Below are 19,228 nucleotides of genomic sequence, written 5' to 3'. Positions count from 1 at the left end.
AATACTGCACCATGGAACTGAAAAGTACTTTAATCCGCCCCCTTGAGCATGGCATCGAAATCCAGTGCGAAGTTGAAAACCTGTCGCTGAATATTTATTTCATCATGGGTGAAACCGATTTCGAGGCAATCACCACCCTGGTGCCCAAAGAGCGTTTTGAACTCGGGAACGATATCCATGTTGCCTCGCTTGACGAATCCCAAGACATTGAAGATGAAATGGAATCCGTACTGGTCAACATGCAATCGGAAGATACAGTCATTTTCTTTTGCTCAGATGAAAATAGTTACCATACTGGCCTGGACTTCCTGAATTACCAGGATTCACGCTCTTTTATCAAACCCAATTAATTTAAGCAAAGCCGTTTTCAGGCCGTTTTTACAAACGATGCTTTCCGGCCCGTTACCATCAGGAGCAGGCCCGGAAAGCAAGCCAACACTCCCTTTATCATGACGATAACGTCCGGTGCTTGCCGCAAAAGGGAACAAAGGTATCTTGTGCAATACAGCATTTAATGCTGCCCTACTCCGCTTTAAAGATATCTCACCTGGCAAGTCTTTGTTTGCCAGCACATTAACAGCATAATGATTATTTAATAATTCAAGCGCAAACGCAGAAGGATGCGCAGGATCATACAACAGGTAAACATGTTCCCTGGCCCGGGTTAATGCCACATAAAACAGGCGCCGTTCCTCTGCCTGCGTAAAATCTTCCGCTTCCGGTAACAACGATTCTTGCAAAAGATTAGCCTGCTTGCCTGACGGAAACCCGAACTGGCCATTATTCAACCCCAGCACAATAACATAATCGGCCTCTTGGCCCTTGGCTGCATGCACGGTTGCACAGCGCAAGCTTAGCGAAGAAAAATCCTGCTGCCAACGTTGCAGGGTTGATTCAGGCAACAGCAAATGCCTGAAACGGGCCAGGATCAATACGCTTATCCCGGTTTTTTCTCCCTGTCTCAGGACAATGTCCCACAACACAGGAGCCAAGCCATTTTTTTCATCCAGCACACTTACTGCCGGTTCAGCTTGATACACATTGGCAAGCAGATCCTTGCGGGTTTGTGAAGGGTTTTCAAGAACAAAGCGACTGGCCAGCGCAGAGAGCTGGTTATTAAACCGGAAAGTACGATGCAAGGCCACACATTTTGCCTGGCCAAACCAGGATTCAAACTTTGCGGTATAGCCAATATCACTGCCAGCAAAACGATAAATGGCCTGCCAGTCATCACCCACGCAAAAAAGCCGTATCTGGGGATTTTGATCCCGTATAGCCTTGATCAAAGCATACCGTTGGGCAGACAGGTCCTGAAACTCATCAATCAGGATATCGCTCCATGAAGCGGTATACCTGCCCTCTCGAACATAGCAGGTAGCCCGGTCAATCATCATGGCATAATCAATTGTTCCGGAATCCAGAATATATTGCTCATGAATCCTGGCCAATGGCATCAACAAGTCAAGCAAAAGTGCCTGATACCTGCTTTCAAAATCACTTTTATTTTCTAGCCTGGCCCTCATGCCCTGCAAGCTTGTTGCACCTGATCTGGCCGCCAACAACGCTGATTTGAGTAAGCCCAGCAGGTTTCGAAAACGTGAAGGCGAACGAAACAGGCGTTCTGGCATTTTCATGGGCAGCGGCTCGAGACTAAGTGTCTGCCGAATTAATCCTATAAATGGATTCCTGCCCACAAGTCCGATTTCCTGTTCATAAAACTCCAGCAGGCAGGTACGATTGGCGCGGTGAATCTCGCGGATCCGGGCACGATATTTTTCTATTGCAGCACAAGCAGAAACCTGATGCTCGGGCACATCATGAATCTCCACATAACAATCATAAGCAGGTAGATAGAAGCAGCAACGGTAGGGTTCGTAAGCACGAATATAAACATCCTTGAAATAGTGGGCACGATAACAATAGCGTATTCCTAGCACGGCCAGCGCATTGGCAAACAGCAACTCGGTCACGTTTCTTGCATAATCATCGTTGTAGGACCTGAAAACCTGCTGTGCCAAATAGGCGGTATAGTTTTTTTCATCCTTAAAGTGTGAACGCAGCATAGGCCTGTACTCATAGGCATCAAACCACGACAAGACAAGATGCCCATACCGGGTTGAACGCTTGAACAAATCCAGAAACTCACGTTCAAGAAATGCCTGCAACCGGTCCTCATCACTTAACTCAGACAAGGCAATGGCCGATTTTTCAACCTGTTGAACAATGCTCAGCCCCAGTGCATGAAAGGTTCTTGCCTCAACAGAGTTTCCGTTTTGCCACTGACGGGCAGCAATTCTGCTGTCCATTTCATCGGCTGCTTCCCGGGCAAATGCCAATAACAGAATCTGCGCTGCCCTGGCTTTGCCACTGGCCTGCAAATAAGCCGCCCGGCCCGCAAGGGTACTGGTTTTTCCAGTACCTGCCCCTGCCAAAACCAAGGTATTTCTGGCATTAGAGACACAGGCTATCCGTTGCTCAATCGTAAGCGGTTGCCGCTCTATCCGGTCAAACAGGGTTTGATAGGTAGCCAGCTCCTGAAAGGCCGAATCTTCTTCCCCATCCGCCTGGTTCATGTCTACCCCCGATTTTTTGTAAGCTGCTTAATTCTAATTGGGGAACCCCGGATAAAACCGGATAAGGGTTAAATGTGTCCGGCCTGATTTGAAATAACCGCCCAAATTAAAATGCCCGCCGTTAAGGCGGGCATGAGGACTGCCTGAGGATTCTGGCTAAAAAGCCAGGTCAGGCGAGTACCGAAGAGTAACGGTCTTACTTGGGTGTAGACAAATCCTGCACAGGTGCAGTTCCTTGCGGCGCCATTTGCGTTGCGCCAGGCGCTACAGGCAAAACTTTTCCTGCCTCTTCCTGAACCTGCACCACGGTTCCGTCTGGATAAATAATCTTACGGACAGTGGTAACGTCCTCATAGGAACCTGCTGGCAGTACTTTCTCACCTGAGCTCTTAAATTGCTGAGCCTGCTCAGGCGTCATGATGACCGTAGTTTCGGTCATTCGCAATGAAGGCGCCACATACATATCCTGGGATTTTGCCCATGCGGAACGCGTGTCCTTCTCTTGAGCCTGAACCATTGTTGAAGCAGTGAGCGCAACCAAAGCGGGGATAATATATTTTTTCATCATTAAAATCCTCATAAAATACGTTACTAGTTAGTATAAAAACCATTGTACTCGTTGCCAGTACATTTTTTGAAACAAAAAGAAACTTTCAGATATCTGAGCTGCATGATAAAAAAATTTTACCCATTACGAAAGTCATGCTGCCACTTTACACTGTGTAAAACCACTTTACTTAAAAAAGCAAGAAATTTTTTTCATTATTAAAATACTATATTCTTAATTCAATTAAAAGTAAAAACATTCTCTTATTTTCGCTACAATATTCGCTGTCCACTGGAGATAAATTCATGAAAAAAATTCTACTCGCTATTTTTCCCCTTGTGTTGGCAGGCTGCGCCTCTAGCGGCATAGACATCGTTGACAGAAATAATTTTGGCGTGAAATGTTCTGAAAATGCCACTACCCCTCCAAATTGGCAAATGTGCATGAAATCAGCACAGGCAACCTGCGGCTCACAAGCGGTTGTCAATGCCTCACAACATGCACCAACCGGTTCCGGCAATACTGACGATGCCTACTTCATGACGTTTCAGTGTAATTAATTAGCCAACGTCAGTACATTCGTGCACGGCAAGCCGCCACAAACTGGTCACTTCAGCTTTTCGGGCGGCATGCAGCAAATCGGTGGTGTCTGCCACTTTGGCGTGATGCGGTTTTATATCATGCCTTTCCAATACGGTTAAACCGGCCTGTTTTATCCAGCCAAGCAAATCTTCCCGGCTGCGCAAGCCAAGGTGTTCTGCCAGATCTGAAATAATCAGCCAACCTTGCCCGTTACGGTTCAAATGTGCCGGCAGGTTTTTCAAAAAACCTCTCAGCATCGCGCTGTCCGGATCATAAACCGCATGTTCAAGTGGTGAAGAAGGCTTCGCCGGCAACCAGGGCGGATTACAAACAATCAAATCCGCTTTTCCATCAGGAAAAAAAGAGCGCTGCTCTACCGTAATCACATCCTGATACCCTGTATTGGCAATATTAAAACGGGCACACTCAACCGCCCTTTGCTGCATATCAGTAGCCACTATGTGCTTGACACCCCGTTTAGCCAGGATAATGGACAACACACCGGTACCGGTACCGATGTCAAAAGCGGTTTCACACGAGTCAGGCAAAGGAGCCTGATCAACCAGCTTGAGATACTCACCCCGAACCGGTGAAAAAACCCCATAATAAGGATGGATCTTGCCACCCACCTCGGGCACCGGTACCCCGTTGCGACGCCATTCAAACGCCCCAATCACCCCCAATAGTTCCCGAAGTGAAACAACAAATGAATCGGTGTACGGGTACACCAAAGCACAGGCCTGCTGCACATCGGGTGCACGACGAAGGGAAATTTTAAAACCGGGATCAATCCGGATTAGCACCATGCCCAACAACCGGGCACGTTGTGCCTGCCCCAGCCGGTACAAGTTGAAAACCTCTTTGATATTTTCCGGTGAACCTGTTTTTTCTTTTTTTCTGGATGATTTTTTATCCAGTCGCCGCGTCATTGCCTGCAAAAGCTGACGCGCATTCTGATAATCGCCCTGCCACAGCAAGCCGGTACCCTCATGCGCCAACTTCAGTGCCTCATCAGCGGTCAAGGTATCATTCACTGGAACAATACGCCTGGGTGGCTTGGCCCCGCTTTCAGAATGCCAGAAGGCAAAGTAATCTTTTTCAGCTTCCTGCCAGGAAATCGTTTGCATCATAATCTCAACAGCCATTATCTAAATACGGGACAACAATAAGGCCATATAGGCTAAATAAAGAAAAACAAAGAATGCACCTTCCTTGCGTGAAACGGTTGCCTGGCTTTTAAAGATGGGAATGCATAATACAGAAACGGCAATCATCAATGGAAAATCAATCCAGAGAAGATCTGAACCTATATTCAGTCCGTTAGGCACGACAAAACCCGTTACACCCAGAATAAACAGGATATTGTAAATACTGCTGCCAATAAGATTGCCGATAGCCACATCCCGGTCATTCTTGATGGTAGACAAAATGGTGGTAACCAATTCGGGAGATGAGGTACCAATCGCAACAATTGTAAGGCCTATGATGGCATTTGAAACCCCGAAATGCTCTGCGATAGTGACCGCACTGTCCACTAGCAGGTCTGCCCCCAAGATCGATAAGGCCATGCCAGCGCACAAAAGAATAAGATTCCAGGTTTTTGTAGTGGCCGCCCAGGTGGTAATGGTTTTTTCAGCGCCAAACTCTTGGGCAAACTCATGTTGCACGGCCACAGGCTCTTGCCGGCTTTTGCGAATCAGGACAAAGGTATAAACCAGGGCCATCAAAAGCAAAATTGAGGCATCAAGCCGGCTAAGATGCCCGTCAAGGGAAAATACCAGCAAAACCAGCGAACAAAATACGATCATGGGCAAATCAAGCTTGAGGTTTTGCGACTGGATCGGCAAGGCACGAATGGCTGCACTCAAGCCCAGGATAAACAGGATATTAACCAAATTAGTGCCTATGATATTTCCAATAGCCATTTCTCCTTCACCATTAAACCCCGCGGTTATACCCACAGCCAGTTCAGGTGTACTGGTGCCAATGGAAACAATGGTCAGGCCAATAATAATCGGCTTGACCCGAAGCATAATAGCAATACGGGCGGCGCCCCTGAGAATCATCTCGGCACCAAGGATAATAATGACCAGGCCAGCGACAAAAATAACTGCGGGATGCAATTCCAATTACTTCTCCAGACGTCTCAGGGCCAGTTTACGGATTTCACTCAACCACAACACACTACTCCCCATCAAAATACACATACCCCATTGTGAAAGGCTCATGGGAACCGTATTAAATGCCGTGTTAAGAAAAGGGATATGCACCACAGCCACCTGCAAAAGAATCGACAAAGCAACGGCTCCCAAGAGCCAGCGATTAACAAACATATTCACGAACGCACTTGTCAATTCGGAACGGGCATTGAAACAATTGAACAACTGGGCAAACACCAAGACCGTAAATCCGGCGGTGCGGGCAAGTTCCAAACTTTCTTCCCCTTTCATCATGCCTCCTGGCAAATAAAAATCTATCGTAAACAAAGTAGCAATACTCATGACCAGACCAATAAAAAAAACACCCTGCCACATTTCGCTGTTAATGGTACGTTCTGTTTGCAGGCGGGGCTTTCGCGCCATCACATCTTCGGTTTGGGGATCCAGTCCCATGGCCAGGGCAGGCCCTGAATCGGTCATCAGGTTAATCCATAAAATTTGGGTGGCCAGCAGAGGCACGACAATACCGCCATTCTCTGTATACAAACCAAGCATGCTTGCACCAATCACCCCCAAAAATACGGTAAGGACTTCTCCCATATTGGATGACAGCAAATAACGCAAGAATTTGCGAATATTATCAAAGATATTCCGCCCCTCCCGGACGGCAGAGACAATGGTGGCAAAGTTATCATCAGCAAGTACCATCTTGCCCGCTTCCTTGGTCACTTCGGTGCCGGTAATCCCCATGGCCACACCAATGTCAGCAGTTTTCAAGGCCGGTGCATCATTCACGCCATCGCCGGTCATGGCTACAATATGGCCCTGTCCCTGCAAGGCATCAACAATCCGCTGCTTGTGGGCGGGTGCCACCCGGGCAAACACGGAAACCGTTTCAATGGCCTGATGGAACGCCAGTTCATCAAGACGGTCAAGGTCCTCACCTGTAAGGGCACTCTCCCCTTCGGCAATTATGCCCAAATCCTTGGCAATGCGGGCTGCCGTACGCGGATGGTCACCGGTAATCATGATGACCCTTATGCCTGCCCTGTGCGCTTCCTCAATGGCAACCGCCACTTCTTCACGCGGCGGATCTATAATCCCAACCGTCCCGACAAATATCAGGTTTTTTTCTAGTTCTTCTGCTCGCTTAAGATCCTCGTGACTGGCAACAGGACGATAAGCGACAGAAAGCGTTCGATAGGCCGCATCGGACAAGCGGTCCACATCGGCCAATGCCTTGGCACGCATCTCCTCGGTAAATGCCACCACCTCAGTACCTGAACGGAATTGTGTACACCGTGCCATGAGTACATCGGGGGCCCCCTTGCTAACCAAAACCAGCATGTCCCCATGCTCATGGTCTTTCTCAATGGTAGACATCATTTTCCGGTCAGAACTGAACGGAATTTCCATGACCCTTTCAAAACGCTGTTTACGACGCTCCGCCACATTCAATTTCTGTTCAGCAACCAAAAATGCAGCCTCGGTCGGGTCCCCCTGGATTTCCCACTCTCCATCCTTGTTCAAGCGCAAATCCGCATTATTGGCCAGACTACCGCCACTGAGCAGCACGATCTGTTCAGCATGCAACTTCCCTTGTTCAAGTGGCTTATCGTTGTGCCTGACACTACCCTCAGGAATGTAACCCACCCCCGTCAACTCGGTACGGCCGGAACTGGTATAGGCTTGCCCGATTGTCATTTCCGAGCGGGTCAGGGTACCTGTTTTATCAGTACAAATTACCGAGGCGGACCCCAGCGTTTCAACTGAGGACAGTTTTTTAACAATCGCATTACGCTTGGCCATTTTCTGGACACCCAACGCCAGCACGACTGACAAGATCGCTGGCAGTCCTTCAGGCACTGCCGCAACCGCAAGGGAAACCCCTAGCAACAAGACATTAATAACATCAGAAACACTCTTGATTTCAGCCAATAGCAACACGGTTATCACGACCACTATGGCAATGGCCACTACGGCCTTGCCCAGCATGCGGCCAATGTGAGCTATTTCCTTTTGCAAAGGGGTGTGGCCTTCAACGGTTCGATCGAGCATTTGCGCAATGGAACCCATTTCCGTATCCATGCCGGTCGCCGTCACAATTGCCTTGCCAGTACCTTGCACGACCGCCGTACCTTTGAAAATCATGTTCAAGCGGTCACCCAAGGGCAAAACCCTGTTCAGGCAGGCCTCGTCCTTCATGACCGCCTCGCTTTCCCCTGTCAGGGAAGCCTCCTGGATTTTCAGGGAAGAAGCGCGAATCAGGCGGGCGTCAGCACCCACGGCATCACCCTCTTCGAGCATGAGAATATCGCCTACGACCAGCGTAGTGCTGGGTACCCGGCTAACCACGCCATCCCGCAAAACGGCAGAAGTGACTTCGGTCATTTTAGCCAGCGCCGCCACTGCATTTTCGGCCTTGTGCTCTTGCACATATCCCAAAAGGGCATTGCCTACCACAATCAATAAGATAACCAGCGCATCAATAGGCCAGCCTGACCAGCCCTCGACACCCCAGGCAAACACCGAAATAGCAATCGCTGCCAACAGCAAATAAACCAGCGGGTCTTGAAACTGCATTAAAAACCGCCGCCAGCCGGGTACTGGCATGGCGGCACGCAGCTCGTTTGGGCCATATTTTTGCAATCGTTCGCTGGCCTGTTTACTGGTCAAGCCAATTTCAGGATGGGTACCCATTTCCTGTACAAGCGCCTCAATACTTTGTACTGAAGGATCTGTCATGCCGCCTTGCTTAGCCATTTCCCTGTTCACCTTTGATAATTATTTTTCCTGCAACTTCCAATACATGAAAGTATGTGACGCTGAAAACAAGCGCCTGAAAACAAACGCCACCGCCAACACACACCCCATTGACGAAGCGGTACTAAGGAAAAACATCACAATAATCTGATAGCGGATCGCCTGTTCGGGATCTTGACCGGCAAGAATCTGCCCGGTCATCATGCCAGGCAGACTAACCAATCCGATCACCATCATGCTGTTAATCGTTGGCATCATGCCTGCCATCACGGCATTTTGTGCCGGCTCTTTATAAGCCTCCCAGCGGGTAGCCCCCAATGAAAGCAGCATCTCAACCTGTTCACGTTTTTGTGTCAGTTCATGTGTAATACGATCCAGCCCCAATGATACGCCAGTAAGGGTATTGCCCAGAATCATGCCCATGATAGGTATGACATACTGGGGTGTATACCAGGGCTGCACTTGCAGCACGACAACCAACCCCAACAACGCAACCAGCCAGGAAGACACCCATACCGAAACCAGTGCATCGATTCGCATGCCACCATACTGGATACGGTTACGGTTATGCGCCGCCATACCGGCAATAAAAGTCATGATACCGATGATAAACAGCACTACATACCATTTATCTACACTAAATACCCACTTCAGAATATAGCCAATCAACAAAAGCTGAACCACCATCCTGACCGCCGACACCAACAGGCTTTTTTCAAGCTTGAGCTTTAACAGTACGGAAATCAAGCCATTAGCCAGCACCAGCAAGGAGGCCAGGGCTATATCAAGGTAAGAAATTTCTATATAAGAAGGCATTACAGGGCATCCGTTGTTAACAAGCCGGCATTCATCTGCCAGATCTGCCGCCCGACGCGCAGTTTTTGCTGCTCATCATGGCTGATCCACACATAGGCCCTGGTTTCGTCATGTAACTGCATCCACTGATTGATCAACAATTCAACCTGCATGGCCATCTCCATGTCCAGGGCAGAAGTAGGCTCATCCAGCAAAAGGATAACCGGATCCAATTGCAATACTCTTAACAGACAAACCAATTGCCGTTCCCCACCCGACAAATCGGCCGCATTTTTATGTAAAAATGAGGCTGGCTTGTTAATCATGGACAAAAACCAGGCAATTCTATCAGGGTTGAAGCTATGTTCCCGGTTGATGTGCAAGGCAAATGGAAACACCAGGTTTTCCTGTACGGTACCCCTTAACAATACGGGCCGCTGTCGAATATAGGCAACCCTGGATCGGTAAAAAGGAATATCCGCCGGCTTGACGAGTTGACCGTTAAACACGATACTGCCCTGGTCTGGCTGGTCAAGCAAACCCAACAGACGACAAAACACACTTTTCCCCGAACCAGAACTTCCGGAAAGGACTATCCGGTCACCCGGGTAAATGCGGCACGACGCAGATTTCACGAGCACGACTTTGCTGACGGGATCAATCCGGCACAGCTTGTCGGCCGTCAGCAAGACCGTCTTCTCATCCATCAATGCTATCCAACAAAATGGTCACGGGACCATCATTGAGCAGGGCTACTTTCATGTCTGCACCAAAGACCCCGGTTGGCACCGTCTTACCCATGGCCGACTCTAGTGACTGCACGAAACGCTCAAAAAAAGGCAAAGCCATTTCAGGACGTGCCGCCTTAATGTAAGAAGGACGATTGCCCTTTCGGGTATCCGCCAACAGGGTGAACTGGCTAACCGCCAGAATATCAAACCCCTTGTCAAGGATCGACAGGTTCATGACGCCCTGCTCATCATCAAAGATTCGCAGCTGCGTAATTTTACGAACCAGATAATCAATATCTTTTTGGGTATCAACAGGTGTAATACCCACCAGCAAGAGCAATCCACGATCAATACTGGCTCTTAACGTACCATCTACCGTGACACTGGCCTGGCTTACCCGCTGTACAACCACTTTCATTTGCCAGCCACCCGATAAACCCATTGAAGAATGTCATTATTGATGCGGGTAGATGCCCGCCCAAAGGCCTGAACGACCTCTGGTACCTGACGCCCGTCAACCGGCTCAGCAACACTGAAACGCTGGCTGGCAATCACCCTGCCGCTTTGCCCATCGAAAAGACTTGCGTCAAAATCAATGACTGCGGTGGGCTGCCCATCACGATACTCAACCTGAAAAGCCCCTAAATCTCCGCGTAGCTGATAACTCGCCAACAAATTATCACCTTCACTACCGACCGCTTTCAGGTCAGTAAACCTTCTGAAATCCTGAATCAACCTGTCCCGGAAAACACGGGGAACAGCATCACTCCAGCGGCTTCCTTCATACACACTAAGTTGATTACCGGAAGGAATCACGGCAATTCGTCCGGTATCCAGAAAACTATTGGCATACGGGGCAAACACCGTAAGGGATTTCGTAGATAAACCCGAAATAGCCGATGCCGTTGCGCCACTGACGGCTGGCAACTGATAAACCGTCAACGGATCAGACTGGGGAAGAATTGAACACCCTCCCAAAAACAGAACCAGTGAAGACATTAATATACGTAAGGTTTGCCTTGTCATGGCTTGAACTCCTGGATTTGATTGCCGCGCAGCAAGTACTCGGAAGGATTGTCTTTCAGTTGACGGATAATACCCTGTAACTCACTGAAGGCATTCCTGAACTCAAGCAAGGCCGGGCCAATTCCTTTGAGCCCCTGCATGCCCTGTCCAATCGCCCCCTGATTGTTTTTAACCAATTGCTGTATATTGGCACCTGCATTTTCAAGTGACAGCATTGCTTGGCTGGCGCTTTGCAAAACCTTGCTACCCTGCTGGCTAAGCAACTCATTGCTATTATTGACCAGGTCGGCAACAAATTTCATGGCGCCATTAACCTGCTTGACCATTGCTGTCACCTCGGTCAGCAAACCATCCACACTGGTTTCCTGTGCTGTCACAAAGTCACTGATTTCTTCAATATTATCCAAGGTATTGGCAATTTTTTCCGCATTCTCGTCAGACAGGACTTTCTTCGCGTTAATGATCAATTCTGTCAGGTTATACATCAATGATTCGCCATTATTCAGCAAGGCCATCAAGGCAGATGGCGTTGCCACAATAACCGGGTCTTTCCCATCAATACCAACCAATTCCGGACTGTCTGGGGTACCCCCACTAAACTCGATCACTGACAGACCGGTAATGCCTGTGATGCTTAACTTGGCCGTGACGTCTTTTTTGATCGGTACATCTCCCTGCACCCTTACCCGGGCCAGGACCTTGCGCGGATCATCCGGATGAAGCGACAAGGAAATGACATCGCCCACCTTGATGCCGCTATACTGCACGGCACTGCCTTTGGACAAGCCGCTAACCCCCTGGTTAAATTCAATAATATAATGTCGGGCATTGTTGTCAGCACTGGATTTGCCCAACCAGAGGGCAAATAACAAGGCTGCTGCCGTGCATACGACAGTAAAAATGCCAATCAGCACATGATGCGCCTTGGGTTCCATTTTTTCTACTCCTGGGACTGCGGGTGTCCCGCATGATAAGCCGCCCTTCCCCGGGGGCCATGAAAATATTCCTGAATCCAGGGATTATCAACCTGTTCTATTTTTTCCAATACATCAACCGCCAAGACCTTCTTTTCTGATAAAACGGCAACCCGATCGCACGCGGTATACAAAGTATCCAGATCATGGGTAACCAGAAAAATCGTCAGTCCCAGGGCATTACGCAAGGTCATGATGAGCTGGTCAAAACTGGCAGCGCCAATGGGATCCAGACCCGCCGTTGGTTCATCCAGAAACAGAATGGCCGGATCCAGGGCAAGGGCCCGGGCCAGGGCAGCCCGCTTGATCATGCCCCCTGAAAGTTTGGCCGGATAATCATAAGCTGCTTTGGCAGGCAAACCGGCCAGGGCAATTTTCAGCCGGGCAATTTCCTCGGCATCAGATCGCTTCAAGCCAGCCTGTTCAATCAAAGGAAATGCCACATTCTCAAGGACGGTAAGCGATGAGTACAGGGCACCTCGCTGAAACAGGACACCAAATTTTTTCTCAATTTGTGAACGGTCACGGTCTGATAATTGCAGCAGGTTTTGCCCAAAAACCTTGACCGAACCGGAGGACGGCCTGAGCAGGCCGACGATGGATCGCAAAAGCACAGACTTACCGGTACCGGATCCACCGACAACCCCCATGATCTCCCCCTGATAGACATCAAGATCAAGATCTTTATGTACCACATGGGTGCCAAAACTGTTCACCAAATCCCTGACTTCAATAACAGGCTTGGGATTTTCAGACCACTTACCTACCATCCCATCTCCATAAAAAACAATGCAGCCAGGGCATCAAGCAAAATGACCAGAAAAATACTTTGCACCACACTGGAAGTTGTGTGCTCACCCACCGACTGGGCACTGCCATCAACATTGAAACCTTCATGGCAGCCAACCACGGCAATCACAAAGGCAAAAATCGGTGCTTTGACCAGGCCAATCCAGAAATGCCGGACAGGCACGTTTTCACTGATAATATCCATGAACATGACCGGAGAAATATCCAGGCTCAGGGCACACACAGCCATGCCCCCCAAAATGCCCGAAATCATGCCCAGGAAAGTAAGTATGGGCAGGGAAACCAGCAAGGCCAATACCCGGGGAATAACCAACAAGTAAACCGGGTTCAGGCCCGAGGCCTTAAGGGCATCAATTTCCTCATTGACTTTCATGGAACCGAGCTGGGCCGTAAAGGCACTGGCGGTTCTGCCTGCCATAAGAATGGCGGTTAGCAATATGGCAAATTCACGCAAATTGGAAAACGCCACCAAATGCACGGTGTAAACGGAAGCACCGAAATCGGCCAGTACCGTCGCCCCAAGAAAGGCAATCACAGCACCCACCATAAAAGTCAGCAACATGACGATAGGTACGGCATTGAGCCCGCTGGTTTGCACCTGCGCAACCACCGAGGTAAAACGCCACTGACGGGGTTGCAGAAGAATACGAAACAGGGCTTCAAGTGTTAGCCCGGCAAAACCCAAAAGTGAAATGAACTGTTGCCAGACGGCGGCGATTGAATATCCTATCTGCCCGAAAAACCGGCCAAACACACCGGCTTTTTCCTTTTGCATGTCGGGTTTTGTTAATTCAAGGGCCTGCGCAACCGTCTGAATAAGCGCTTTCTTTTCTGCCGCTAACATGCTGTCCGCTTGCAATAACTGGCAGACATTCTCATGGCCCAACAATTGAATCAGCTTTGAAGCACCAACGGTATCAAGCATGCCAAGCTTACTGGTATCCAGATTATGTTGGCCTGGCAAAGCCTGCTTTTTATAGCGGCTTAACAGTTTTTCCAATGCGGAAAAATTATCCAGTGTCCAGTTTCCCTGGACACAAAGATAATTGCCATCTGCCCGCTGCTCGGCAACCAAAAATTCAGCTTGCATATGAACCACATTGAAAATAACAGTAACGCATTTTACCTTTCACTCAGCTAACGGTATTTGCCCCGATCTTACTATATTTATTGTTAAAAACCCAATCCTGAACCCGCCCCCAGCAAAGTTGCCACACCCAGAGCCGCAAAAATACAGGCCGCAATGGTATGGACCAGTTTCATGGGAATACGGTCAGCCAGCTTGTCGCCGACAAAAACCGCGGGCACATTGGCAATCAGCATACCTAAAGTGGTACCAATAACTACCATCATCAGAGTTAAAAAGTGGGCATCAGCAGCAGGCGCTGAATAGTGGGCAGCCATGGCAACCGTGGCAATCTGGGTTTTATCACCCATTTCCGCCAGGAAAAAAGTAATCAATGTCGCTCCAAAAACCCCAAACTTCCCGGCAATCGTGGTTTCTTCCTCTTCAATTTTATCGGGAATCATAGTCCAGATGGCCATGGCGATAAATGAAAGCCCCAACACCCAGCGCAAAATTTCCGGGCTGACCGCAGAGGTAATCCAGCCACCCAGTGCACCTGCCAAACCGTGATTGACAATGGTTGCCACCAGGATACCTAGAATAATCGGAATGGGTTTTTTAAAACGGGCGGCAAGAATAAACGCCAGCAACTGGGTTTTGTCACCCATTTCGGCCAGGGCAACTACGCCGGTAGAAACGAAAAGTGCTTCCATAAATTACACCTTGGCCGGAATGAGACAATGACTACCACACTCCTCCGGCCAATGTGGAAAGTGCGATAATCAAAGGTCTTGCCAAGTTTTGTAAAAACCGTTTACGCCATGGCGAATGCCAAGTATGTTGACGCAAACCTCTGGAAACAGAGAGGCTACTCCCCAATGAAGTAAACGGATTCTAGCATGTTCAAGGAATAATTAAAGCCTGTTTTAGCGATAAGACCACACTATGGCGGTTTATTTTTTCTTCAGGCACCCGGTCAAATACTGACAGCCTGACCAGGAGCGAAGTTTTAACAAAAACACTTAATTGGAAACCGCCAGGCCTTTTTCGTCAAACAGACCCTCAAACAAAATGGAACTTAAGTAGCGTTCGCCTGAATCGGGCAAAATAACCACGATGACTTTACCTGCGTTCTCGGGTAGTTTAGCCAAACGAACAGCAGCAGCAACCGCTGCGCCACATGAAATACCTGAAAGAATGCCTTCTTCACGGGCAAGGCGCTGTGCATATTCAACCGCTTCTTCATTACTAACCTGCTCTACACGATCAATCAGGGAAAGATCAAGCACTTCGGGAATGAAACCTGCACCAATTCCCTGGATTTTATGCGGGCCAGGCTTGATTTCCTCACCATTGCGAGCCTGAGTAATGACCGGGCTGGCAGTAGGCTCAACGGCAACCGACTGGATTTTCTTGCCTTTGACATTTTTGATATAACGGCTAGTACCGGTAATGGTGCCACCAGTACCAACACCTGCGACCAGGATATCAATGGTGCCATCGGTATCATTCCAGATTTCGGGGCCCGTAGTCGCCTCATGGATGGCCGGGTTGGACGGATTTTTGAATTGATGCAGCAAGACATATTTAGAAGGATCTGAAGCCACAATTTCTTCTGCCTTGGCAATGGCGCCATTCATGCCTTTGGCACCCTCGGTCAAGACCAGTTTAGCCCCAAAGGCAGCCAACAGTTTTCGACGCTCTATACTCATGGTATCGGGCATGGTCAGGGTAATGGGAATGCCTTTTGAAGCAGCCACAAAAGCCAGTGCAATACCGGTATTACCGCTGGTAGGCTCAACAATTTCTTTACCGGCTGTCAAAATGCCTTTCTGTTCAGCATCGGCAACCATGGCAGCACCAATACGGCACTTGACCGAATAAGCAGGATTACGCCCTTCAATTTTTGCCAGAACCGTTGCACCGGCACCATCGGTAACACGATTCAATTTAACCAAAGGTGTGCGGCCTATTGCCTGTGCATTATCAGAAAACCATTTAGCCATAAAGATACCTATAGAAAAAATTACTGAGAAATTCAGATATAAAGATTAAATTCTAAAAAGTATAGGTTGTTTCTTTTAAAAATAGAACAACAAATTTATTGATTCTATATTACTATTATTTATATATAAAACATAAAAAATAATGTAAAACTAAAGCAATTCATATCATCGGAGGAAAAATTGGATCTGGAACTTACCAATAAACAAGCGCTTATTACCGGTGGATCAAGGGGCATCGGACTGGCAAGTGCAATTGCCCTGGCCAGAGAAGGCGCACATATCCATCTGGTTTCAGGCAACGCAAAAACCCTGGAAAAGGCGGCTGCAGATATAAAAGCACAAACCGGCATAACCGCACAAACCACGGCACTAGATTTGTCACGCCAGGAAAGCCGCGAGCAACTGGCCCCGGTTTTGGAATACACCGATATTCTGGTTAACAATGCCGGAGCCATACCTGGGGGTGGATTTAAGGAAATTGATCACGCCACCTGGCTAAAAGCCTGGGATCTGAAAGTGCATGGTTATATTGAACTGACCCGACTGGCACTGAATGTCATGACGGCAAAGCAATCGGGCGTTATCATTAACGTCATTGGCGCGGCAGGCAGTAACCCCCGCTACGAATACCTGGCCGGCTCAACGGGCAATGCCGCGCTTATTGCCTTTACCAAGGCGGTTGGCGGATATAGCAGTACGGCTGGCGTACGTGTGTTGGGGCTTAACCCCGGCCCTACCAAAACAGATCGCCTGCTAACGCTTTACAAATCCCGCGCCCAGGCAAAATTCAACGACCCCGAGCGCTGGCATGAACTGCTGGACCATTTACCTTTTGGCCGCCCGGCTGAATCTGCCGAAATAGCTGATATTGTTACTTTTTTGGCGTCAGCAAGGGCCTCTTATCTTACCGGACTGGTTATTGAAGCCGATGGCGGAGCCAGTTTTCTAAAATAAGCAGATGGTTTCCAGCAAAGAATACTCCTTTCAATCTGGAAAAAGTATGGCAGTCGCTAAAAACACCAAAACCCCGCCCAGGAATCATTGAACGCTAATTAAGAAGAGTCGACGTTAACAAGAAAACAAACAAGGAGTCAACGGGCAGCAAGCGCCGAACTAAGCAAGCAACCATTAGCAATATATAAATAGCGCCGAAAACAAGTCCGGCGCTATTTTTCTTTTAAAACCACCCAGGCGAGTATGCTGTAATAAACCGGTAATCCAGATATAAACAGGCAAAACGCGTATTAAACGATCAAAACTTATTAAAACCAATATAAATACATATTTATCAATGGCTTATAATATTATTTCAATCTTATGAAATAGTTATCCACAATGATCTCAACAAAATTTGTGGACATGTTCAGCCAGGTGGACAACTTTTTCCGGTTTTATACGTTCCTGCCTTTAACCAGCGCCGTCGTGATTTCAGCTACATGTTTACCCTGGAAACGCGCGCCATCCAGCTCGTTTTTACTGGGTTTTCTGGCGCCGTCACCACCAGCAATGGTCGAAACACCATAGGGGCTTCCACCGGTAATTTCATTAAGGCTCATTTGGCCCTGAAATGAATAGGGCAAGCCAACCACAATAAATCCATGATGCAGCAAAACAGTATGCGTTGCCAGTATGGTGCTTTCCTGCCCCCCATGCTGGGTTGCGCTAGACGTAAAGACACTGCCTACTTTGCCGATCAGCGCCCCTGACGCCCATAAGCCACCCGTTTGATCCAGAAAGTTTTTCATTTGGGCTGCCATATTGCCAAAACGGGTTGGCGTACCAAAAATAACCGCATCGTATTCAACCAATTCTGCCGTCGTGGCAACGGGAGCCGGCTGATCCAGCTTGAAATGGGCATTACGGGCAACGTCCTCGGGTACCAGTTCCGGTACCCGCTTAATCGCTACTTCGGTGCCAGCTACCATCCGTACGCCTTCGGCAACTGCCTGCGCCATGGTTTCTATATGTCCGTAGGAGGAATAATAAAGTACTAAAATCTTTGCCATGATGGTTCCTTCTGTTAAGGGATTGACTACTGGTTAAAACCCGGACAAGCCAAACATATAAACCGAATCATGCTTATAAACCGGGTATGCCAGCCTGCAAGAGCACTGCCAAACTGCATGAACCACAAAGAATGCACAAACAACCTTGGGACAGTATAGTACAAAATTACCGCCAATATTGATGAGACTTTACTAAAAAACCTGTTATTTCAATTGCTTATATTTCATTTTTAGGGAAATCATAAAAAATATCCTGCAGGTTTTCACGGGCAATGTCCGCCCAGGCATCAACATAAAACCGCAGTTCCAGCATGGCACAAGTGGACATATAAGCCACACTATCTGTAAACAAATGTACAAAATCAGTTAGCTCGGGGTTGTGTCCCACTAGCATGACATAAGACAAACCATTATCAAAATCCTTGACGATTTCAAGAATATCCCTGGGCTGACAGGCATATAAGCGATCATTCACGGAAATATTCTTTTTTTTGTACTCTATTTCCTTACCAATAGCTTTGGCTGTCTCAAGGGCTCGTACCGCCGGACTACTTACCAGCAAATCGGGTTTGACGCCACGATTTGCCAGACGCTCTCCCATTTTAATGACGTCATGTTTACCCCTACCCGACAAGGGACGAATACGGTCTGTCAGCGTCGGATCACTCCAGCTTGATTTTGCATGCCGAACCAGCAATAAGGTTTTCATGTTTTTATCCTTTATGTTAAATCCAGGACAACACCATCATGCCATTGTTTCAGGCAAGGGGATAAACTTAAAATAGAGGTATGACTCATGATAAATGAAATCCCCCGGCTTTACCTGTGGTATTTTTCCCCACAATCAGACAAACATAAAAAATTACTTACACTTTTTTATTTAAGCCTCAAATAATTATCATATAATCTTTGCACCTGAAAAGGTGGACGGCCCAGGGTAGGTTGCAGCTTGGATACAACCCACCAAAGTAGTTGCTACAAATTTTTTGCCAGCCGCTTTGCCGTCCTTCCACATACCGGTAAATACCGTATTTACCCATTCAAAAAAAATTGCTTCCATTTGAAGATCAGGTTTACCCAATTCCCTGGGCTGTGCCAGCAAAGTCATCTCTATCCAGGACATGACTGCCCGCTGCAATGAGTGACAGACCCGTTTAATGATACGGTCAAGGTATCCCTTGACAGCCATA

At 48.1% G+C, this 19,228-nt stretch carries 20 protein-coding genes and 1 riboswitch; of the genes, 3 read left to right on the top strand and 17 right to left on the bottom strand.

Annotated elements, in window-relative coordinates; all coding sequences use genetic code 11:
* Window positions 1–11 precede the first annotated feature (11 nt).
* On the top strand, window positions 12–350 hold the full coding sequence (locus ACM5Q9_RS02175) for a hypothetical protein (protein ID WP_418143086.1): 339 nt from the start codon (window positions 12–14) through the stop codon (window positions 348–350).
* On the opposite strand, the gene ACM5Q9_RS02170 is transcribed toward ACM5Q9_RS02175, so the two are convergent.
* Both ACM5Q9_RS02170 and ACM5Q9_RS02165 read right to left on the bottom strand, forming a co-directional pair.
* A complete protein-coding gene (locus tag ACM5Q9_RS02170; protein WP_418143085.1) occupies window positions 324–2,573 on the bottom strand; it encodes a UvrD-helicase domain-containing protein in 2,250 nt (749 codons plus the stop codon). The two genes, ACM5Q9_RS02175 and ACM5Q9_RS02170, sit on opposite strands and share 27 nt — an antisense overlap.
* Before the next feature lie 196 nt (window positions 2,574–2,769).
* On the bottom strand, window positions 2,770–3,138 hold the full coding sequence (locus ACM5Q9_RS02165; protein ID WP_418143084.1) for a hypothetical protein: 369 nt from the start codon (window positions 3,136–3,138) through the stop codon (window positions 2,770–2,772).
* 287 nt (window positions 3,139–3,425) lie between these two features.
* On the opposite strand from ACM5Q9_RS02165, the gene ACM5Q9_RS02160 reads away from it, so the two are divergent.
* Entirely contained in the window at window positions 3,426–3,680 is a 255-nt protein-coding gene (locus ACM5Q9_RS02160; RefSeq protein WP_418143083.1) for a hypothetical protein, read from the top strand.
* Here the strand turns inward: ACM5Q9_RS02160 and ACM5Q9_RS02155 are convergent, their stop codons facing one another.
* The 12 genes from ACM5Q9_RS02155 to cysK all read right to left on the bottom strand — a co-directional run bounded on the left by ACM5Q9_RS02155 (window position 3,681) and on the right by cysK (window position 16,032).
* Complete coding sequence (locus tag ACM5Q9_RS02155) at window positions 3,681–4,847, bottom strand: methyltransferase (protein ID WP_418143082.1); 1,167 nt, start codon at window positions 4,845–4,847, stop codon at window positions 3,681–3,683.
* A gap of 3 nt (window positions 4,848–4,850) precedes the next feature.
* Window positions 4,851–5,831 carry a calcium/sodium antiporter gene (locus tag ACM5Q9_RS02150; RefSeq protein WP_418143081.1) on the bottom strand — a complete coding sequence of 327 codons (981 nt, stop codon included), beginning with the start codon at window positions 5,829–5,831 and terminating at the stop codon, window positions 4,851–4,853.
* A complete protein-coding gene (locus tag ACM5Q9_RS02145; protein ID WP_418143080.1) occupies window positions 5,832–8,624 on the bottom strand; it encodes a cation-translocating P-type ATPase in 2,793 nt (930 codons plus the stop codon).
* Between the two features lie 21 nt (window positions 8,625–8,645).
* Entirely contained in the window at window positions 8,646–9,440 is a 795-nt protein-coding gene (locus tag ACM5Q9_RS02140) for an ABC transporter permease (protein WP_418143079.1), read from the bottom strand.
* Window positions 9,440–10,126 (bottom strand): ABC transporter ATP-binding protein, encoded by a 687-nt coding sequence (locus tag ACM5Q9_RS02135; protein ID WP_418143078.1) that lies wholly within the window; start codon window positions 10,124–10,126, stop codon window positions 9,440–9,442. The genes ACM5Q9_RS02140 and ACM5Q9_RS02135 overlap by 1 nt, the downstream gene beginning before the upstream one ends.
* On the bottom strand, window positions 10,119–10,568 hold the full coding sequence (gene dtd, locus ACM5Q9_RS02130) for a D-aminoacyl-tRNA deacylase (RefSeq protein WP_418143077.1): 450 nt from the start codon (window positions 10,566–10,568) through the stop codon (window positions 10,119–10,121). Before dtd ends, ACM5Q9_RS02135 begins: the two co-directional genes overlap by 8 nt.
* On the bottom strand, window positions 10,565–11,176 hold the full coding sequence (locus ACM5Q9_RS02125) for an ABC-type transport auxiliary lipoprotein family protein (RefSeq protein WP_418143076.1): 612 nt from the start codon (window positions 11,174–11,176) through the stop codon (window positions 10,565–10,567). Before ACM5Q9_RS02125 ends, dtd begins: the two co-directional genes overlap by 4 nt.
* A complete protein-coding gene (locus tag ACM5Q9_RS02120) occupies window positions 11,173–12,111 on the bottom strand; it encodes an MlaD family protein (protein WP_418143075.1) in 939 nt (312 codons plus the stop codon). The genes ACM5Q9_RS02125 and ACM5Q9_RS02120 overlap by 4 nt, the downstream gene beginning before the upstream one ends.
* A 5-nt stretch (window positions 12,112–12,116) precedes the next feature.
* A complete protein-coding gene (locus ACM5Q9_RS02115; RefSeq protein WP_418143074.1) occupies window positions 12,117–12,920 on the bottom strand; it encodes an ABC transporter ATP-binding protein in 804 nt (267 codons plus the stop codon).
* Window positions 12,914–14,050 (bottom strand): MlaE family ABC transporter permease, encoded by a 1,137-nt coding sequence (locus tag ACM5Q9_RS02110; RefSeq protein WP_418143073.1) that lies wholly within the window; start codon window positions 14,048–14,050, stop codon window positions 12,914–12,916. The genes ACM5Q9_RS02115 and ACM5Q9_RS02110 overlap by 7 nt, the downstream gene beginning before the upstream one ends.
* Before the next feature lie 83 nt (window positions 14,051–14,133).
* Window positions 14,134–14,739 (bottom strand): TMEM165/GDT1 family protein, encoded by a 606-nt coding sequence (locus tag ACM5Q9_RS02105; RefSeq protein ID WP_418143072.1) that lies wholly within the window; start codon window positions 14,737–14,739, stop codon window positions 14,134–14,136.
* 1 nt (window position 14,740) lies between these two features.
* Window positions 14,741–14,917, bottom strand: a riboswitch (yybP-ykoY riboswitch).
* A 131-nt stretch (window positions 14,918–15,048) separates the two neighbouring features.
* Complete coding sequence (gene cysK, locus ACM5Q9_RS02100; protein WP_418143071.1) at window positions 15,049–16,032, bottom strand: cysteine synthase A; 984 nt, start codon at window positions 16,030–16,032, stop codon at window positions 15,049–15,051.
* 180 nt (window positions 16,033–16,212) lie between these two features.
* On the opposite strand from cysK, the gene ACM5Q9_RS02095 reads away from it, so the two are divergent.
* Window positions 16,213–16,986 carry an SDR family oxidoreductase gene (locus tag ACM5Q9_RS02095; protein ID WP_418143070.1) on the top strand — a complete coding sequence of 258 codons (774 nt, stop codon included), beginning with the start codon at window positions 16,213–16,215 and terminating at the stop codon, window positions 16,984–16,986.
* 437 nt (window positions 16,987–17,423) lie between these two features.
* Here ACM5Q9_RS02095 and wrbA read toward each other — a convergent pair whose 3' ends face one another.
* The 3 genes from wrbA to ACM5Q9_RS02080 all read right to left on the bottom strand — a co-directional run bounded on the left by wrbA (window position 17,424) and on the right by ACM5Q9_RS02080 (window position 19,146).
* Window positions 17,424–18,038, bottom strand: a complete 615-nt coding sequence (gene wrbA, locus ACM5Q9_RS02090; RefSeq protein WP_418143069.1) for an NAD(P)H:quinone oxidoreductase — start codon at window positions 18,036–18,038, stop codon at window positions 17,424–17,426.
* 217 nt (window positions 18,039–18,255) lie between these two features.
* Window positions 18,256–18,747 (bottom strand): SixA phosphatase family protein, encoded by a 492-nt coding sequence (locus ACM5Q9_RS02085; protein WP_418143068.1) that lies wholly within the window; start codon window positions 18,745–18,747, stop codon window positions 18,256–18,258.
* Window positions 18,748–18,936: 189 nt separating this feature from the next.
* Window positions 18,937–19,146 (bottom strand): hypothetical protein, encoded by a 210-nt coding sequence (locus tag ACM5Q9_RS02080; RefSeq protein ID WP_418143067.1) that lies wholly within the window; start codon window positions 19,144–19,146, stop codon window positions 18,937–18,939.
* Window positions 19,147–19,228 lie beyond the last annotated feature (82 nt).

Source organism: Advenella sp. RU8, assembly GCF_048381675.1.
In the GTDB taxonomy this organism is placed as follows: domain Bacteria; phylum Pseudomonadota; class Gammaproteobacteria; order Burkholderiales; family Burkholderiaceae_B; genus Advenella.
This window is presented reverse-complemented; position numbering and strand designations above follow the sequence as displayed.

What these genes read in the sequence shown, in the direction of transcription:
- ACM5Q9_RS02175 (WP_418143086.1), top strand. Translation starts at nt 12, where the DNA reads ATGGAACTGAAAAGTACTTTAATCCGCCCCCTTGAGCATGGCATCGAA.
- ACM5Q9_RS02170 (WP_418143085.1), bottom strand. Translation starts at nt 2,573, where the DNA reads ATGAACCAGGCGGATGGGGAAGAAGATTCGGCCTTTCAGGAGCTGGCT.
- ACM5Q9_RS02165 (WP_418143084.1), bottom strand. Translation starts at nt 3,138, where the DNA reads ATGAAAAAATATATTATCCCCGCTTTGGTTGCGCTCACTGCTTCAACA.
- ACM5Q9_RS02160 (WP_418143083.1), top strand. Translation starts at nt 3,426, where the DNA reads ATGAAAAAAATTCTACTCGCTATTTTTCCCCTTGTGTTGGCAGGCTGC.
- ACM5Q9_RS02155 (WP_418143082.1), bottom strand. Translation starts at nt 4,847, where the DNA reads ATGGCTGTTGAGATTATGATGCAAACGATTTCCTGGCAGGAAGCTGAA.
- ACM5Q9_RS02145 (WP_418143080.1), bottom strand. Translation starts at nt 8,624, where the DNA reads ATGGCTAAGCAAGGCGGCATGACAGATCCTTCAGTACAAAGTATTGAG.
- ACM5Q9_RS02140 (WP_418143079.1), bottom strand. Translation starts at nt 9,440, where the DNA reads ATGCCTTCTTATATAGAAATTTCTTACCTTGATATAGCCCTGGCCTCC.
- ACM5Q9_RS02135 (WP_418143078.1), bottom strand. Translation starts at nt 10,126, where the DNA reads ATGGATGAGAAGACGGTCTTGCTGACGGCCGACAAGCTGTGCCGGATT.
- dtd (WP_418143077.1), bottom strand. Translation starts at nt 10,568, where the DNA reads ATGAAAGTGGTTGTACAGCGGGTAAGCCAGGCCAGTGTCACGGTAGAT.
- ACM5Q9_RS02125 (WP_418143076.1), bottom strand. Translation starts at nt 11,176, where the DNA reads ATGACAAGGCAAACCTTACGTATATTAATGTCTTCACTGGTTCTGTTT.
- ACM5Q9_RS02120 (WP_418143075.1), bottom strand. Translation starts at nt 12,111, where the DNA reads ATGGAACCCAAGGCGCATCATGTGCTGATTGGCATTTTTACTGTCGTA.
- ACM5Q9_RS02115 (WP_418143074.1), bottom strand. Translation starts at nt 12,920, where the DNA reads ATGGTAGGTAAGTGGTCTGAAAATCCCAAGCCTGTTATTGAAGTCAGG.
- ACM5Q9_RS02110 (WP_418143073.1), bottom strand. Translation starts at nt 14,050, where the DNA reads ATGCAAGCTGAATTTTTGGTTGCCGAGCAGCGGGCAGATGGCAATTAT.
- ACM5Q9_RS02105 (WP_418143072.1), bottom strand. Translation starts at nt 14,739, where the DNA reads ATGGAAGCACTTTTCGTTTCTACCGGCGTAGTTGCCCTGGCCGAAATG.
- cysK (WP_418143071.1), bottom strand. Translation starts at nt 16,032, where the DNA reads ATGGCTAAATGGTTTTCTGATAATGCACAGGCAATAGGCCGCACACCT.
- wrbA (WP_418143069.1), bottom strand. Translation starts at nt 18,038, where the DNA reads ATGGCAAAGATTTTAGTACTTTATTATTCCTCCTACGGACATATAGAA.
- ACM5Q9_RS02085 (WP_418143068.1), bottom strand. Translation starts at nt 18,747, where the DNA reads ATGAAAACCTTATTGCTGGTTCGGCATGCAAAATCAAGCTGGAGTGAT.
- ACM5Q9_RS02080 (WP_418143067.1), bottom strand. Translation starts at nt 19,146, where the DNA reads ATGACTTTGCTGGCACAGCCCAGGGAATTGGGTAAACCTGATCTTCAA.